Consider the following 14,521-nt stretch of genomic DNA (forward strand, 5'->3'; position numbering starts at 1 on the left):
AGGGTGAAACGTTGCGGATGTCGCCGAGGGCAGGCTTCTCTCGCAGAACCTGGGTTCCTCGCCCCCACGAACGTGGGGGAGAGAAGCTATGGGGCGGCGGCGAGGGTTGTGGCACCATCGTTGCTGTGAAACTCGAATGGAGTGCCCCATGCAACAGAATGATCTGAGCAAGTCCCTCGTCGCCTTCGATCAGGATAGCACGCTGGTCGCGGTGATTGAACTGAGCGCGTCGAGCTGGCTGGTGGCCGGGCTGGTTCCCGGCCTTACGCGCGAGCCGTTGAAGAAGCAGGGTGCCGATCCTGTGGCACTGTTGAAACTGCTGTATCGCTGGCGGGACGAAGCGGCCAAGGCCGGCAAGGCGATCGCGCGGATCGCGGTGGCGTTCGAGGCTGGCCGCGACGGCTTCTGGCTGGCGCGGTTGCTTCTGGCGCAAGGGATCGAAACCTATGTGATCCATCCGACCAGCATCCCGGTGTCGCGCGAGCACCGGCGGGCGAAGTCGGACCGGCTCGACACGCAGTTGCTGAAGCGGTCGTTTGTGGGCTGGTTGCGCGGTGAGGCGAAGCACTGCGGCATGGTGGCGATCCCGACGATCGAGGAGGAGGACGCGCGGCGCGCCAACCGCGAGCACGAGACGCTGGTGGGCGAGCGCACCAGCCTGATCAGCCGGATGAAGGCGACGCTGGTGCGCTTTGGCATCCGCGGCTTCAATGTGAAGCTGAAGAAGGCGGCGGAGCGGCTGGAAGAGCTGCGCGGCGCGGAAGGGGTGCCGCTGCCGCCCAACACGCTGGCCGAGCTGCACCGCGACATGGCGCGGCTGCGGCTCATCAAGGAGCAGCTTAAGGAGATCGAGAAGATGCGCCTGGAGCGGCTGAAGCAGACGCCGCAGGATGGCCCGCATCCCATGGTGCTGATGCTGGCCAGGATGATGGGCCTCGGCATCGAGACGGCCGACATGCTGGTGCATGAGATCCTGTCGCGCCATCTGCGCGATCGCCGCGCGGTGGCGCGTTATGCCGGGCTGACCGGAGCACCGGACGAGAGCGGCGGCAAGCGGCGCGAGAAAGGGCTGGCGCGGGCCGGCAATGCGCGGGTGCGGCGCGGCATGATCCAGCTGGCCTGGCGCTGGCTGATGTTCCAGAAGGGCAGTGCGCTGGCGCAGTGGTTCCAGGAGCGCACCGCCGGCGCCCAGCGCAACGTGCGCAAGACCATGATCGTGGCCCTGGCACGCAAGCTGCTGATCGCGCTGTGGCGCTATGTGAGCGCCGGCGAAGTGCCGGACGGCGCCATCCTGCGCCCTGCGGCATGAACGATCGGATGAAAACCAGTTAAGGAGCACACGACACAAAAAGGTCCGGCATCCATCCGTCCATTGAGACGGAGCAATGCCAGGATGATCCGAGGCGGCGGTGACCCGTAGCCCCCTATGGCATGACATCCATGCACGCGGGAGAGATTGGGAACCGCCTCCGAGGAGCCTTGCCGCCGATGCGAATGACTGCATCATGGTCCGGATCCCTGCGATCCGCCCGAATACAAGGTTGTGGCGCCCTGGCGTCACGCTGGCAGGTCCCCCTCAGATCGCCCTTGCGCTGTACAATCCGCCGATCGGCCCGGTGCCGCTTGACCGATACCATCGATGATCCAACCGCGAGGCCAGTCATGACGTCCCCTTCACGGGCAACGATAGCGCCGTGCTCGACCCTGTCCAGGACGCTCCGCGCCGGTTGTGCCGGTGCCGCAAGTGGCATCCTGGACAGGCTCTGCGCGCGGCGCTCCGCCAGAGAGCAGGTCGAGACGGAGGGATGGTCGCTCAACCGTCGAACAAAGGGATGCGATGTTGAATACACCCTTGACAACGAAAGCTCCATACAAGGTGGCTCGGCGTGTCGTTGACGCCTTTCAGGAGAACGCCCTGGTGGAGCAGCACGAAGCCGCCTATTCTGGCGCCTCGGCAAAGGCCAGCAACGGGCCAATGTCGTGATTGTCAGCGGCCTTGAGGGCCGCGATATAGGCCGCGCGGCGCTGGTTCATTCTCTGAAGGTCCGCGCCGGCTGTCCAGTTTATGGGGCCGGCCCCGTAGATCCCGTCCAGCACGATGTCGGCCATGATGCGGGCGTGGCGGCCATTGCCGTTGGCAAAGGGATGGACCAATACGAGGCGGTGGTGAAGGCGTACCGCCATCTCGACAGGCCGATAGGTTCCATGGTCCGCCCAGTAGCGCGCGTCGTCCATCACGGCGCGCAATTCGATGCCGATGTGGGCTGGATCGACGCCGATGTTCTTGCCTGTCTTCCTGAAGCTGCCGGCCCAACTCCAGACCTCACCGAAGAGGCGGCGGTGCAGCTCAATCGCAAAGTCGTCGGTGAGGATATCTCTGCGCCGCATCCTGGCCAGCCAGCGCAGTCCGGATGCGATGTTCGCCTGCTCCAGCTCGTCCAATTCGCCTTGGGTGGTGACGTGCCTGTGCTTCAGCCCGCCAAGCTCGTTCGGATCGAGAGGCGTCGCGCCTTCCGGATAGTCGAGCCTGACCGCCATGCCTGACGTCACTTGTCCTGCCAGAAATCGGGCGGCATTTCGTACATAAGCTCGCGCATGAGGCGCAATATTTCCTGCTCCGTCCGGCTGTCCGATACGGCCTGGTCCTCCAGCGCCATGTGTCTGCTTGCCGCGCCGACGGTCGCCCTCGCCTTTTTTCGAGCCTGCGCGAGGATGATAGTCTCGATGTCGTCGGGTGGCACGAAGGCGTAGACGAAACGGCAGCCCATGGCTTCGGCGGCGGCCTGCATGGACTTCAGCGTGACGCCGCCATCGAGCTCGGCCCGTTCCGCCTGCGCGATGCGGGCGCGCGTAACCCCCATCCGCCGCGCAAGCTGCGCGCCAGACATGCCGAGCGCCTTGCGCACCGTGCGAATCCAACCTTCCGGAGGGATATGAATATTGCCGCCCCGGGCGAGGTTCACCGTCGCCTGGTACTGCTCACGAACAGCCTGTTTGACGCTCATTGTAAACTCATATATTGACGTTACTCATCAAATCGTCAATGTATATGTATACAGAGCGATCTAGAATGTCAATATTTATGTTGACATCTCCCGGTCGCTGCGCGACCCGCTTCGCACGGTCCCAGGCTTTCAGGGATGCCCAACAACCTCCGTATACGCCCTCACCTCGCCATCCTGCCCCCGTATCCGCCAGGTCTCCCCGTCCCGCGCCTCGACATGGCACGGCCCCAGCGGCACCTTGCCGCCGCCGTCCGGCAGGTCCAGGACATAGACGGGATTGCAGATGCCCGACAGGCGGGCGCGCAGGGCGCTGGCTAGCGCCTGACCCTGGTGAATAGTGGTGCGCCGATGCGCCATGCCGCGCGCGAGGTCGCCGTGGTGCAGGTAATAGGGTTTGACGCCGAGGCGGTACATCAGCTCCCGGCACAGTTCCTCCAGCACCTCGACCGTATCGTTCACGCCTTTCAGGAGAACGCTCTGGTTGAGCAGCACGAAGCCGCCTTGCCGCAACGTACGGCAGGCCGCTTCGGCCGCCGGCGTGATCTCCCGCGCGTGGTTGAAATGGGTGACGACCGTGACCATCAGCCGGCCCTGCAAGGCCTGAACCAGCCCTGCCGTAATGCGCGACGGTAGAGCGACGGGCACGCGCGTGTGGATGCGCAAGAGCCGCACGTGCGGGATGGCCTCTATGCGGGCGCGGATTTCCGCCAGTGCCTTGTCCGGCAGCGACAGCGGGTCGCCGCCAGTCAGGATCACCTCGCGGATTTCCGGATGCGCCTCGATATAGGCGAAGGCCGGTTCCAGCGCCTCGCGCGTATAGCCGCGGCCGATCGAGGTCAGCGATTCCTTGCGAAAGCAGAACCGGCAATAGACGGCGCATTGATAGGTCGGGAACAGCAGAACCCGGTCGGCATGGCGATGCGTCAATCGCGGCACCGGACTGAAGGCGTGGTCGGCGATCGGATCGTCGAACTCGCCTTCCTGCTCGGCCAATTCCTCCGGCGACGGGATGACCTGCGCCCGTATGGGATCGGCGGGGTCGCTCCAGTCGATCAGGTCGAGATAGGCTTTGGGGATGCGCACCTTGTGGCGCGTGGCCGCGGCCTGCGCCGCAGCGCGCTCGGCCGGCGAGAGCGGCAGGGAGGCGAGATCGCGCACATGCCGCACGCCCGCGCGAACATCGTCCTGCCACGCGGCGTCCTCGTGGGCGCGCTCGTCATCGGCAGCCATGCTGGCGTCGTCGACAGCCATACTGGCGTCTGGGATGTCGAGATGTGAGGTCATCGAAGGGCTCCTTGAATTCGGGGCTGGATACAGCATTGGAGCCAAGTCTTGAAGGCAATAAGCGGTGTTGGATGCACGGACGAAAGGGCGCGCCGCGCCGAAGCTGCCGCCCCTCAGCGCCCGCGTGATCTCCCAACCCGCCCATCCGGCTTCATGATGATCTCGCGATGCGGATAGGGGATGCTTATGCCGTTTTCCCTAAAGGTGTCCCACAGCGCCAGCAGCACCTTGCCGCGCACGTTGGTCAGGCCTTGCTGCGGGTCGTGGATCCAGAAGCGCAGGACGAAGTCGAGCGAGGAGTCGCCGAACTCCGTGAGCCAGCAGACCGGCCGCCGGTCCGCCTCGACCCGGCCGACGCTCATGGCGGCCGCTATCGCCAGTTCGCTGACCTTGTGCGGATCGGCGTCGTAAGAGACCCCGAAATTCACATCGAGCCGCACGAGGTTGTCGCTGAACGACCAGTTGATGACCCTTTGGGTGATGAAGTCTTCGTTCGGGATCAGGAATTCGCGGCCGTCGCGCGTCACCACCGAGACGAACCGCGCCCGCAATTCGCGTACCCAGCCGAAGGTGCCTTCGAGCGAAATGGTGTCGCCCGGCTTGATCGACTTGTCGAGAAGGATGATCATGCCGGAGACGAAATTCGAAACGACCTTTTGCAGCCCGAAAGCCAGGCCGACGCCGACGGCGCCGGAGAAGATCGTCAGAGCCGTCAGGTCGAGGCCGACGGAAGACAGAGCGATGGCACCCGCCACCAGCACGAGGCCGATCTTCGCGACCTTGCCGACGAGGACGCGGATCGAGGGCGTCAGCTCTTCGGATATCCGGACGCGCTCATCGATATATTTGCCGACGACCACTGCAAGCCAAACGGTGGCGATCAGCAGCAGCGCCGCTTTCAGCACCATGAGCGCCGAAAGGCGAACCGCGCCCAAAGGTATTGCGAGGCCGTCCAGGAAAGTCGCGGTCTCGTCGTCGATGCCCAGGATGACAAGGGCCGCATAGATCCAGGTGAGCCAGCCGAGAGTGCGCGCAACGATGCGGTTGCGGATGATGCGCGACAGCACCGACGCGAACAGCCACGCGAGGGACAGCGAGAGCGCAATATAGATGAAATGGGTCCGGCTTGGCCAGGTGACGGCGCGCATGAGAACGAACGCGGCAAGCAGGAAGAGCGTGAACAGGATCCAGTCGGTGCGCCGCAACAGAGCAACCACGACCCTCAACAGTCCGGGATGCCCCTTGATCTGGCGTGCCCGGTCCTCCACGAGCGGCTCGATGCGCTGCGCCGCGAGCTTCGCGACGAGGAAGAGCGTGACGATGATTGCAGCCTGATAGAAAAACCACGGCGTGACGGCGTAGTCGAACCATTGGCGGGCCCAGGCCAGCAATTCATCGATGGCGTTGCGAAAATCCATTTCCACACGACCGTTATGGACTGGCGAACGGCAACTCGCCATCCACAATGTCGCCGGCCTCGTGAAGGGTCAAGCTCGCGATTTAGACACGCTCAAGCGTCCCCGCTCCGCGCTCAGCCCGCGACCCCGGCGCTTACTGCCCGGCACGCTCGACATATCAGCTGCCGGTCGCCATCGGCGCCGATTGCCTCTGGCTTCAGATCGCTAACGCAAAACATTAGCTTGCTCTTACATTAGCTTGAGCGTATATAAATAAATGGCCGGTGATCTACCCCTCCAACCGGTTAGGCTCGGCGCCAGTCCCTCCCCCCTCAGGCTACGACGCCGGGCCGCTCGGGGTTCCGCCCGGTCCGGGACGCGCTTTTAAAGTAGTATCCCCACTGTTCCCTGTCGCGGCAGTTGATGTCGGCCGGATCGTCGGCATCTTCGATATCGATGGAGAAACACCGCTGCGCGAAATTGCTCTGGACGGCTGAGCAGCGACCTTCCGGAATCGAGCGTTTGGGTGACGGGGAGCGACGAGCGCCGCTGCCCGCCTCAGTTCCGCAAGCCGGGCGCTTCCTGCCCGGTGCGCTCGACATACTCCGTATAGCCGCCGCCATAGGTGTGGATGCCCTCGGGCGTCAGTTCCAGCACCCGGTTCGACAGCGCCGCCAGGAAATGGCGGTCGTGCGAGACGAACAGCATGGTGCCTTCGTATTGCGAAAGTGCTGCGATCAGCATTTCCTTGGTGGCGATGTCGAGATGGTTGGTCGGCTCGTCCAGCACCAGCAAATTGGGCGGCTCGAACAGCATCAGCGCCATCACCAGCCGCGCCTTCTCGCCGCCCGACAGCACCCGGCATTTCTTGTCGATCTCGTCGCCGGAAAAGCCGAAGCAGCCGGCCAGCGCCCTGAGCGGCGCCTGGCCAGCCTGCGGGAACGCATCCTCCAGCGTCTGGAATACGGTGCGCTCGCCCTCCAGCACCTCCATGGCGTGCTGCGCGAAATAGCCCATCTTGACGCTCGGCCCGCGCGCCACGGTGCCATTGTCCGGCTCTGACGCGCCGGCCACCAGCTTCAAGAGCGTCGACTTGCCGGCGCCGTTGATGCCCATCACGCACCAGCGCTCGCGGCGGCGCACCTGGAAATCCAGCCCCTCATAGATCGAGCGGCTGCCATAGCTTTTGTGGATGTTCTTCAACGTCACCACGTCCTCGCCGCAGCGCGGCGCCGGCTGGAAGTCGAACGACACCTTCTGGCGGCGCTTGGGCGGCTCGACGCGGTCGATCTTCTCCAGCTTCTTCACCCGGCTCTGCACCTGGGCGGCATGCGAGGCGCGCGCCTTGAAGCGCTCGATGAAGGCGATCTCCTTGGCCAGCATCGCCTGCTGGCGCTCGAACTGCGCCTGCTGCTGCCGGTCGGCGATCGCCCGCTGCTGCTGGTAGAACTCGTAGTTGCCGGAGTAGGCGGTCAGCGAGCCGCCGTCGATCTCCACGACCTTGTTGACGATGCGGTTCATGAACTCGCGGTCGTGCGAGGTCATCAGCAGCGCCCCGTCATAATTCTTCAGGAACTGCTCCAGCCAGATCAGGCTTTCCAGGTCGAGATGGTTGCTCGGCTCGTCGAGCAGCATGGCGTCGGGCCGCATCAGCAGGATTCGGGCCAGCGCCACGCGCATCTTCCAGCCGCCGGAAAGTTTTCCCACGTCGCCGTCCATCATCTCCTGGCTGAAGCCGAGGCCGTCCAAAACCTCGTGGGCGCGGCCATCCAGCGCATAGCCGTCGAGTTCCTCGAAACGCGCCTGCAGATCGCCATAGCGGGCGATGATGTCGTCCATCTCGTCCGCGCGATCGGGATCGCCCATGGCGGCCTCGAGCTCGCGCATCTCGGCCGCCACTTCGCTCACCGGCCCGGCGCCGTCCATCACTTCGGCGACAGCGCTGCGGCCTTCCATGTCGCCGACATCCTGGCTGAAATAGCCGATGGTGACGCCGCGATCGACCGAGACCTGGCCCTCGTCGGGCTGCTCCTCACCGTTGATCATGCGAAACAGCGTCGTCTTGCCGGCGCCGTTGGGGCCGACCAGCCCGACCTTCTCGCCCTTCTGCAGCGAGGCGGAGGCCTCGATGAAGACGATCTGCCGGCCGTTCTGCTTGCTGATATTTTCGAGACGTATCATGCTTCCACGCGAGGCTTCAGGGGAATTTCCCCGCGCCTTACGCGATCGGCCGCGCCAGAGGAAGCCCGCAAATCATGAATGCCTGCGCCAAATCGCCCGAAGCCTTCAGCGTCGACGAGGCGTCGATTGCCTAGGCCGGAATTGGTCACTACTTTGCGGGTGATTGTCATTTCGCGAAACGGGGCCATGTCGAACATCGTCTATCCATCTCGACTGAGGTTAAGAGGCGTTGGCGCAAGGAACCTCGGCTCAAGGTCGAGAAAGGGTCATTCCTTCCCGGAAAGCCTGATCCGCGAGGGTTATACCGAGCAGGAAATCCGCTCCGGCATGAAAGTTCTCGATAGCGAGAAAATACTGGAACAGTGGCGGCCGACGAATCCCAGGAGCTTCGCTCTGGCGCTAACCCTGGCGATCGGGTGGGACGAGGGCATCGGAACCGATTACTTCGAGGTGCACGTCATCGCTAACCAGATCAAAGATCAGATAAACCTAGACGGTGGCGCTGCTATGTACGTCGAAGAGTTTGACTGGCCCAGCCTCAAACAAAGCCTCCTCAACATTCTCGATAAATGCGAAGGAAAAACGTGGAAGGAAAGCGTCCGCGCGTTACGAAAACGCTTCGAATGGGAATACGACGGAATGGCCGAATACGAGTCTTGGCTTAAATAATCCACCATCCCTCTCGTGATCGCACCGGTTTGGTGAAACGAGGTCAGCCGCCGGATTTGCCCGCACCGCCAAAGCTGCCGGCAAATTCGGTGGTCAGCCTCTCATACTCCTCCATGGCCGGCAGCGCCTCGTAGCTGTGCACGGCCGGCGTGCTGGCCCAGGGCAGCTTCTCGCTGGTCCACGTCTCGATGAACGGCGTGAACCAGCTTGGGTCGTCGAGCATGGTCGGGCGCAGATTGACGAACCAGTCCAGCCCTTCCGGCCGCGTGAACATCCAGCTCATGCAGTATGGGCAGAAGAAATGGCGCGAGGCGCCGTGCAGCCCGCCGATCACCGGCTCGCCCTGCGTGACCGCGAACGCCTCCGAAGGAATGGCGGCGCTCAGCGAATAGGCGCTGGCCGACATACGCTGGCACCCCGTGCAATGGCAGGCCATGGTCAGCAGCGGCGGCGCGGAAATCCTCACACGGACACGCCCGCAGCGGCATCCGCCTACGGCAGGCAAGGTCAGGTTTTTCACGGGACTCCTCCAGGTCTTGCTTGCGAGGGTCAGCCGCCAATCAGCGCCTTCGTCCTCACTAGGTTGACGCCGGCATCGGCGAATGCGGCATTGTGCCGGGCGATGATCTGCCCGGCGGTCTCGTTGGCGCTGTCCAGCGTGCTGTGGGCGTCGGAAACCACGGTCACGCCAAGCCCCAAGGCGAAAGCACCCTTCACCGTGGCGGCCACGCAAAAGTCGGTCTGCGCGCCAACCAGAACGACCTCGCCGGCGCCCTGCCCGGCCACCCATTCGCCAAGCGCTGCATTGCTGAAGGCGTCGCGCACGGTCTTGGCAAAGGTCGGCTCGTCGCAAGCCTGGCCGAGCGCCGGCCACACCGGCCAGCCCGGTTCGCCCGGCGCCAGCGGATCACCCGCCGGCCCGTCATGCCTGACGAAAGCGACCTTGCGCCCGTCGCGGCGTGCCCAATCGATCAGCGCGCGGGTGCGGGCAGCAATGCCGTCGGCATCATGGATCGGTGGCTCGGCGACGCCATCGAACATGCCGGTCTGCAGGTCGATCACGATGAGCGGCGCGGGTGTTGGTTCTGACATCTTTTTCACATAGCACGGCGGCGAGGCCGATCAAGGATCGGAGTGGCGCCGTCGACGCTGAAGCTGCCGATCTCCCATTGTTGTGGGGAAGATTGCGCGCTCAGCCAGCAACGCCGCATCCAATCCCGCCCGCGATCGCGCAGGCGCATGACCGAACGCGGCTGCCGGCGCCGATTCCGTCCACTATGAGTTTCGGGGGGCGGCCTGACACTGCGCGATGGCTCTTGTGGAGTTCATCAACTCGGTACGTACCCTGGACGGCCGCCGAAGGTTCTGCCAGTAAGCGCCGATACCCTTCATCTCGTGACCGGCGCCACCACCAATCATGCCGTCCTCGGCGACGAGCATGGTCACGACCTTGACGCCGCACACGAGATTCCGGTTGGGATCGGTAATGTCGGCCTCCGATCTGAAGCCGCATCTGTATCTTTCCTCGTCGGCCAGCGAGAGCTGCAGCAGCCCTATGCTGTACCAGCCCAGATCCGCTTCCCAATAGGCTGTAGCGGTATTGTAGACGGATTCCGCACCGGTCAGGTTGACCAACAGCGTGCGCCAGAAAACCGCGCGCCCTTTTCGGTCCTGCATCATGTAACCAGGGCAGAACGCACCGACGTCGGACGGTTCGAGCGCGGTCAACCGTTTGTCGGCGTCGATCAGCGCCGCAAGCTTGCGCGCGACGGCCTTTCTGTCGAGCTGCTGCTCCACCGCGCCTTGCGCATGGAGGCATTTTTTGGCGAAGGCCTTGGCTGCCGCCTGGGTCGTGTGGCGATGAGCCAGCCATTGCGCGGTGCAGGATTGCTGGGTCCGGGCGGCCCGGGGAGCCATCGGGACCGCACCCTCGATGACGTGAGGGCCAGCACAGCCCTCAACCAGGCCTGCCAGCGCGGCAGACACCACGATCGCCTGCAAGAGCCGCACGCGCAAAAGACCCTTCAGCCGAGCCGACCCGTACACTTTACACAGCCCCCTCTTGCCGACTACTCGATACTTGCCGCAGCCTGCTCGGCCTTTGGCCCAACATGCCAGATCAGTGTTGTTCTGTCACCCGATGCCGCCGGTGACCGCATAGCGCCGGCGGACCCTCCTCATGTCGCACGATCGCGGTGACGATCGAGCCGTAAAAACCACGCCAGCTGTGGAGCCTCCTATGCTCGTCGGCCGGAACACGCCCAGGCCGCACGGCAACACCGTCACGGTCGGAATGCCGAGATGGCGCGGCACCCCCTAGAGGCAGATATCAACTCCATGGCCGAGCCAGATAACCGTCTCGGGAGGATCATCTTCTGCGGCATCCGCGCCGGGCCTATAGACCGCCCAGAGAATGTACAGAAGATACGCAACCTGCAAGACGATCAAGCTGATGATCGTCCAGCCGAGCGCCTTCCAGATTGACCCCGTTGCCCAATAAGTCGAGATCGCCACGACGGACGACATGGTGAGCATGCCCACCAGGAACTGCACTACATTCATGATTGTCAAAGCCGTCCCGGAACTTACAACAGCCGAGACGCCTTCCCCCTTACCCAATACCCACTAACCCCAAACCAGCATTCCATTATTTTAGAGATTGCGCAAGTACCATATCGAGTAAGGGTTGCGCTGATGCAACGTCTGGTTGGCAAGTTACTTGGGTCCGGTTGTTTCTCGACAGCGCCAACGAGAGCTCGGGATGTTGGCTGGACATTTTTGGGAGCGATGGGCCAGTCCGGAAGGATCCGCTGGGCGTTCCGATTTCGAGGTTTGAACTGAATTGGCGGAACCTCGGATGCTGACGGCAGTTTAGAAAGGATAGCCTCAAACACCGAAAGGAGGATGAGATGAAGACGCTAACCGCTATTTTGCTCGCCACCTCTATGATCGGCCTGACCGCCGGCACGGCAAGCGCCAAGTGCCATGACACGACTGCGTCGATCGACAGCGAAGCTCAGACGGGTATCGCAAAAGACGGAACGCGTGCGCCCCTCGAAACTGACGCGAATGCTGATGGCAGGATCGAAGGCGGGCCGGCCAACAAGGACGCCAACACTATGCCGCTCGCCAACCAGGAAGGCGGCGGGGATAAGAACCTTGCTACGTCGCAGCAGGATGCCGAGGCGCAGCAGGAGGGCGACAAGACCGCGGCGGCCAAGGCCGACCCCTGCAAGCCGGATTGACGCGGATTGAGAAGCTGGCTGAAAACGCCGCGCTGAATGCTGCCATCGGCGGCGAGATGCTCGAAGGCGGGTAAGCTGGCGGCCGTCGTCACGCCCGCTATCTCATAGCTTTCCTTGGCGACGATGCCGTCCAGCAGTCCAAGCGCAGCGCCGTTCCTGCCCGACCTATTTGCGCAGCGAGCGCCGGAATTGCTCGTCGAGCCGCTGGAACTCGGCAAACAGCCTATCGCAAGCCCGGCGACCTGCTTCGCAGCGCATAGTTCGTTCTTGGTGCCAGCTGCCTCGCCAATCCCTGCTGAGGCGTCTGCACGTTATGGCGGGGTAGGCCTGTTCGGTGGGTCTTGTGAAACTCCACTGCGTTAGCTCGTCAGCAGAAACGAACAGTTCGAAGCGGGATGAAGCAGGAACCCGGCGCAGCACTGGAGATGCCTTCACTCGCCTGATCAAATCCAGTGCGTCAGCACCGTGGAAACCGCACATCGTTGACGGCCCTTGCCCGTTGCGGTGAATGCCTTCGGCCACGCTCTGAGCGTGCGAGTTGCCGTAGAATGCGAGCATAATCGCGCCAACTGCAAGAGATCTTCTCATCCGAGCTTTCCCTACCGCCTGCTGTCTTCCGTCAGCATCTGTGCTTGCAGCAGTCCCCTCACCCAATCCCTCCCGTCACCGCATAGGCGCCGGCGACGCGTCCGTCCTCAAGGCGCACGACAGCGGTGACGATCGAGCCGTATGAGCCGCGCCAGACGCTGTGGACTGCCTTGTGCGTGGCGGCCGGCACAAGGACACGCCCGGTGAAGTGCGCGCCGGTCCGCTGCATATCGACCGGCTCGCCATTGGCATGCACCTTGACGCCGGCGGACTCGGCGCCGTCACTCAGGTCGAGCGTGATTGTTATCTCGTCCTTGCCGCCCACATGCCGCGTCTCTGCGGCAAGCATCACGGTCAGCGGCGGCGCCTCGCCGGGCCGGCGGGCGGCAGGCCGGACGGCAAAGACATCGTCGGGAAGTTCCGGAGTGCGCGGCGGCCGTGTGCGGCGCTGGCCAAAACGCTCGAAGTTGCCGGCCAGCCGAAGCAGCTTCGCATCATCATAGGCCTTGCCGGCGAAGGTCAGCCCGACCGGCATGCCGATATCTCCCATCGTGCCCATCGGCACGGTGACGGTCGGGATGCCGAGATGGCGCGGCACGAGATTGCCGTTGGCGACCCAGGTGCCGTTGCGCCAGGCCAACACTGCAGACACTTCGTTGACATCCGCATCGGCCGGCCCGACATCGGCGACGGCGGGAAACACCACCGCGTCGAGCCCTTGCGCGTCCAGCCAATCCTCGAAGTCGATCCGCCGTGTCGCCTCCAGGCCCTTCAGGCCGGCCTCCAGTTCGGGGATATCAACGAAAGGTGTCACGCCCAGCTTCGCCCGTTCGACATACTCCGCCAGATCGAAACTGTCGCCATAACGATCCGGCAGCGTGCCCGGCGGCTGCGGAAAGATTTTTGGGCCATCGACCGCGGCGAGATCGGGTATGGCCGGGTCGGCATTGGCGCGCAGGAAACCGTCCCAGGCAAAGATGCACAGGTCCCATATCTCGCGCTCGGCGAATCCTTCCGGCATCAGCCCGCGATCGACCATCGTTTTTGTGCCCGGCCGGTCGCGCTCGTAGTTGGAGACGACGGGGAAGTCGACTTCGACCACGGTGGCGCCCAACCGCATGAGATCCGCTGCCGCCTGATGCCAGAGGTCGAGCACCGAGGCGCGGGTTTCGATCGGATGATCGGCATGCGTGTCGCGGCCGATATACATACGGGGCACGCCGAGCCGCATACCTTGCAGCGCCTTCCAGCCTGAGCCCGGTGTAGCGTGGCGGCCGCACATCCGAGCTCTTCGGCAGCGCCACCCAGGGCTGCGCGCGCCAGAAATCGCCTCTCGTATCGGGGTCGTCGGCGACGATCACGTCGAGCAGTTCAAGCAGGTCCGGCACGCTGCGCGTATGCGGCACCACCACGTCCATCGTCGGCACCAGCGGCCAGTTGCCGCGCACGGAAATGACGCCGCGTGACGGCGTGTAGGCGACCAGCGCATTGTTCGACGCCGGCGCCCGGCCCGACGACCATGTCTCCTCGCCGAGCCCGAAGGCGGCGAAACTGGCGGCGGTCGCGGTGCCCGAACCGTTGGATGAACCGGACGCGAAGGCGGCGGTGAGGTAATCGGCGTTGTAGGGGCTTTCCGCCCGGCCGTAGACGCCGCGCTGCGTGCCGCCATTGGCCATCGGCGGCATGTTGGTCAGCCCGATCAGCACCGCGCCGCCGGCCCGCAGCCGCCCGATGGTGAAGGCGTCCTCGTTGGCGATCAGATGTTCGAAAGCGGGCGAGCCGGCGGCGACCGTCAGGCCCGCCACCTTGTAGCTGTCCTTGGCGGTGTAGGGGATGCCGTCCAGCGGCCCGAGCGTCGCGCCGTTCCTGCGACGCCGGTCGGACGCGGCGGCCTCCTCGAACATTTTGGGATTGAGCACGGGAACGGCGTTGAGGGTGACGCCATGACGGTCATAGCAGGCTAACCTGCGGAGACAGGCGCCGACCAGCTCGACGCTGGTGACGGTGCCGTCCTCCAGCGCCCGCCGCAACTGTTCGATAGACGCCTCGACGATGCTGAGATCGGTCATGGAGGTCTTTCCCACGGTTAGTTAAGATCGGCGAAGGCGATGACGACATCCACCCCTCAAGCGCCAGCAACGAACCTGCCAAT

At 64.0% G+C, this 14,521-nt stretch carries 15 protein-coding genes; 3 read left to right on the forward strand and 12 right to left on the reverse strand.

Features of this window, described 5'->3' with window-relative positions; translation table 11 throughout:
• The first annotated feature begins 148 nt into the window (after nt 1–148).
• On the forward strand, nt 149–1,309 hold the full coding sequence (locus IQ26_RS16510; protein WP_145719214.1) for an IS110 family RNA-guided transposase: 1,161 nt from the start codon (nt 149–151) through the stop codon (nt 1,307–1,309).
• Between the two features lie 629 nt (nt 1,310–1,938).
• On the opposite strand, the gene IQ26_RS16515 is transcribed toward IQ26_RS16510, so the two are convergent.
• The 6 genes from IQ26_RS16515 to IQ26_RS39465 all read right to left on the reverse strand — a co-directional run bounded on the left by IQ26_RS16515 (nt 1,939) and on the right by IQ26_RS39465 (nt 8,064).
• Nucleotides 1,939–2,538, reverse strand: coding sequence for a mobile mystery protein B (locus IQ26_RS16515; RefSeq protein ID WP_145719079.1), 600 nt, complete (start codon nt 2,536–2,538; stop codon nt 1,939–1,941).
• Between the two features lie 8 nt (nt 2,539–2,546).
• A complete protein-coding gene (locus IQ26_RS16520) occupies nt 2,547–3,005 on the reverse strand; it encodes a mobile mystery protein A (protein WP_145719081.1) in 459 nt (152 codons plus the stop codon).
• Between the two features lie 129 nt (nt 3,006–3,134).
• Nucleotides 3,135–4,235 (reverse strand): KamA family radical SAM protein, encoded by a 1,101-nt coding sequence (locus IQ26_RS16525; RefSeq protein WP_145719216.1) that lies wholly within the window; start codon nt 4,233–4,235, stop codon nt 3,135–3,137.
• A gap of 167 nt (nt 4,236–4,402) precedes the next feature.
• Nucleotides 4,403–5,707, reverse strand: coding sequence for a mechanosensitive ion channel family protein (locus tag IQ26_RS16530; RefSeq protein WP_145719083.1), 1,305 nt, complete (start codon nt 5,705–5,707; stop codon nt 4,403–4,405).
• A 537-nt stretch (nt 5,708–6,244) separates the two neighbouring features.
• Nucleotides 6,245–7,867, reverse strand: a complete 1,623-nt coding sequence (locus IQ26_RS16535) for an ABC-F family ATP-binding cassette domain-containing protein (RefSeq protein WP_145719085.1) — start codon at nt 7,865–7,867, stop codon at nt 6,245–6,247.
• Nucleotides 7,864–8,064, reverse strand: a complete 201-nt coding sequence (locus tag IQ26_RS39465) for a hypothetical protein (protein WP_162457977.1) — start codon at nt 8,062–8,064, stop codon at nt 7,864–7,866. The genes IQ26_RS16535 and IQ26_RS39465 overlap by 4 nt, the downstream gene beginning before the upstream one ends.
• Here IQ26_RS39465 and IQ26_RS16540 point away from each other — a divergent pair.
• The gene (locus IQ26_RS16540; RefSeq protein WP_162457978.1) at nt 8,054–8,536 is read left to right on the forward strand and encodes an Imm8 family immunity protein; all 483 of its coding nucleotides are present in this window, start codon (nt 8,054–8,056) and stop codon (nt 8,534–8,536) included. The genes IQ26_RS39465 and IQ26_RS16540 overlap by 11 nt on opposite strands.
• A 43-nt stretch (nt 8,537–8,579) precedes the next feature.
• Here the strand turns inward: IQ26_RS16540 and IQ26_RS16545 are convergent, their stop codons facing one another.
• The 4 genes from IQ26_RS16545 to IQ26_RS16560 form a co-directional block, all read right to left on the reverse strand.
• Nucleotides 8,580–9,056, reverse strand: coding sequence for a GFA family protein (locus IQ26_RS16545; protein ID WP_208760172.1), 477 nt, complete (start codon nt 9,054–9,056; stop codon nt 8,580–8,582).
• 29 nt (nt 9,057–9,085) lie between these two features.
• Nucleotides 9,086–9,628, reverse strand: coding sequence for an isochorismatase family protein (locus IQ26_RS16550; RefSeq protein WP_145719089.1), 543 nt, complete (start codon nt 9,626–9,628; stop codon nt 9,086–9,088).
• Between the two features lie 183 nt (nt 9,629–9,811).
• Nucleotides 9,812–10,552, reverse strand: a complete 741-nt coding sequence (locus tag IQ26_RS16555) for a hypothetical protein (RefSeq protein ID WP_145719091.1) — start codon at nt 10,550–10,552, stop codon at nt 9,812–9,814.
• Nucleotides 10,553–10,852: 300 nt separating this feature from the next.
• Nucleotides 10,853–11,098, reverse strand: coding sequence for a hypothetical protein (locus IQ26_RS16560; protein WP_145719093.1), 246 nt, complete (start codon nt 11,096–11,098; stop codon nt 10,853–10,855).
• Between the two features lie 347 nt (nt 11,099–11,445).
• Here IQ26_RS16560 and IQ26_RS16565 point away from each other — a divergent pair, with 347 nt between their 5' ends.
• Nucleotides 11,446–11,781 (forward strand): hypothetical protein, encoded by a 336-nt coding sequence (locus IQ26_RS16565; protein WP_145719095.1) that lies wholly within the window; start codon nt 11,446–11,448, stop codon nt 11,779–11,781.
• 646 nt (nt 11,782–12,427) lie between these two features.
• Here the strand turns inward: IQ26_RS16565 and IQ26_RS40375 are convergent.
• Nucleotides 12,428–13,183: an amidase gene (locus IQ26_RS40375; protein ID WP_240547144.1), complete on the reverse strand. Its 756-nt coding sequence runs from the start codon at nt 13,181–13,183 to the stop codon at nt 12,428–12,430.
• The gene (locus IQ26_RS40380) at nt 13,167–14,438 is read right to left on the reverse strand and encodes an amidase family protein (RefSeq protein WP_240547145.1); all 1,272 of its coding nucleotides are present in this window, start codon (nt 14,436–14,438) and stop codon (nt 13,167–13,169) included. The genes IQ26_RS40375 and IQ26_RS40380 overlap by 17 nt, the downstream gene beginning before the upstream one ends.
• Between the last annotated feature and the right edge of the window lie 83 nt (nt 14,439–14,521).

The sequence above is a fragment of the Mesorhizobium tianshanense genome (genome assembly GCF_007830515.1).
Classification (GTDB): domain Bacteria; phylum Pseudomonadota; class Alphaproteobacteria; order Rhizobiales; family Rhizobiaceae; genus Mesorhizobium; species Mesorhizobium tianshanense.

Coding starts and splice junctions, on each gene's coding strand:
- IQ26_RS16510 (WP_145719214.1), top strand. CDS start 149: ATGCAACAGAATGATCTGAGCAAGTCCCTCGTCGCCTTCGATCAGGAT.
- IQ26_RS16515 (WP_145719079.1), bottom strand. CDS start 2,538: ATGGCGGTCAGGCTCGACTATCCGGAAGGCGCGACGCCTCTCGATCCG.
- IQ26_RS16520 (WP_145719081.1), bottom strand. CDS start 3,005: ATGAGCGTCAAACAGGCTGTTCGTGAGCAGTACCAGGCGACGGTGAAC.
- IQ26_RS16525 (WP_145719216.1), bottom strand. CDS start 4,235: ATGGCTGCCGATGACGAGCGCGCCCACGAGGACGCCGCGTGGCAGGAC.
- IQ26_RS16530 (WP_145719083.1), bottom strand. CDS start 5,707: ATGGATTTTCGCAACGCCATCGATGAATTGCTGGCCTGGGCCCGCCAA.
- IQ26_RS16535 (WP_145719085.1), bottom strand. CDS start 7,867: ATGATACGTCTCGAAAATATCAGCAAGCAGAACGGCCGGCAGATCGTC.
- IQ26_RS16540 (WP_162457978.1), top strand. CDS start 8,054: ATGTCGAACATCGTCTATCCATCTCGACTGAGGTTAAGAGGCGTTGGC.
- IQ26_RS39465 (WP_162457977.1), bottom strand. CDS start 8,064: ATGTTCGACATGGCCCCGTTTCGCGAAATGACAATCACCCGCAAAGTA.
- IQ26_RS16550 (WP_145719089.1), bottom strand. CDS start 9,628: ATGTCAGAACCAACACCCGCGCCGCTCATCGTGATCGACCTGCAGACC.
- IQ26_RS16560 (WP_145719093.1), bottom strand. CDS start 11,098: ATGAATGTAGTGCAGTTCCTGGTGGGCATGCTCACCATGTCGTCCGTC.
- IQ26_RS16565 (WP_145719095.1), top strand. CDS start 11,446: ATGAAGACGCTAACCGCTATTTTGCTCGCCACCTCTATGATCGGCCTG.
- IQ26_RS40380 (WP_240547145.1), bottom strand. CDS start 14,438: ATGACCGATCTCAGCATCGTCGAGGCGTCTATCGAACAGTTGCGGCGG.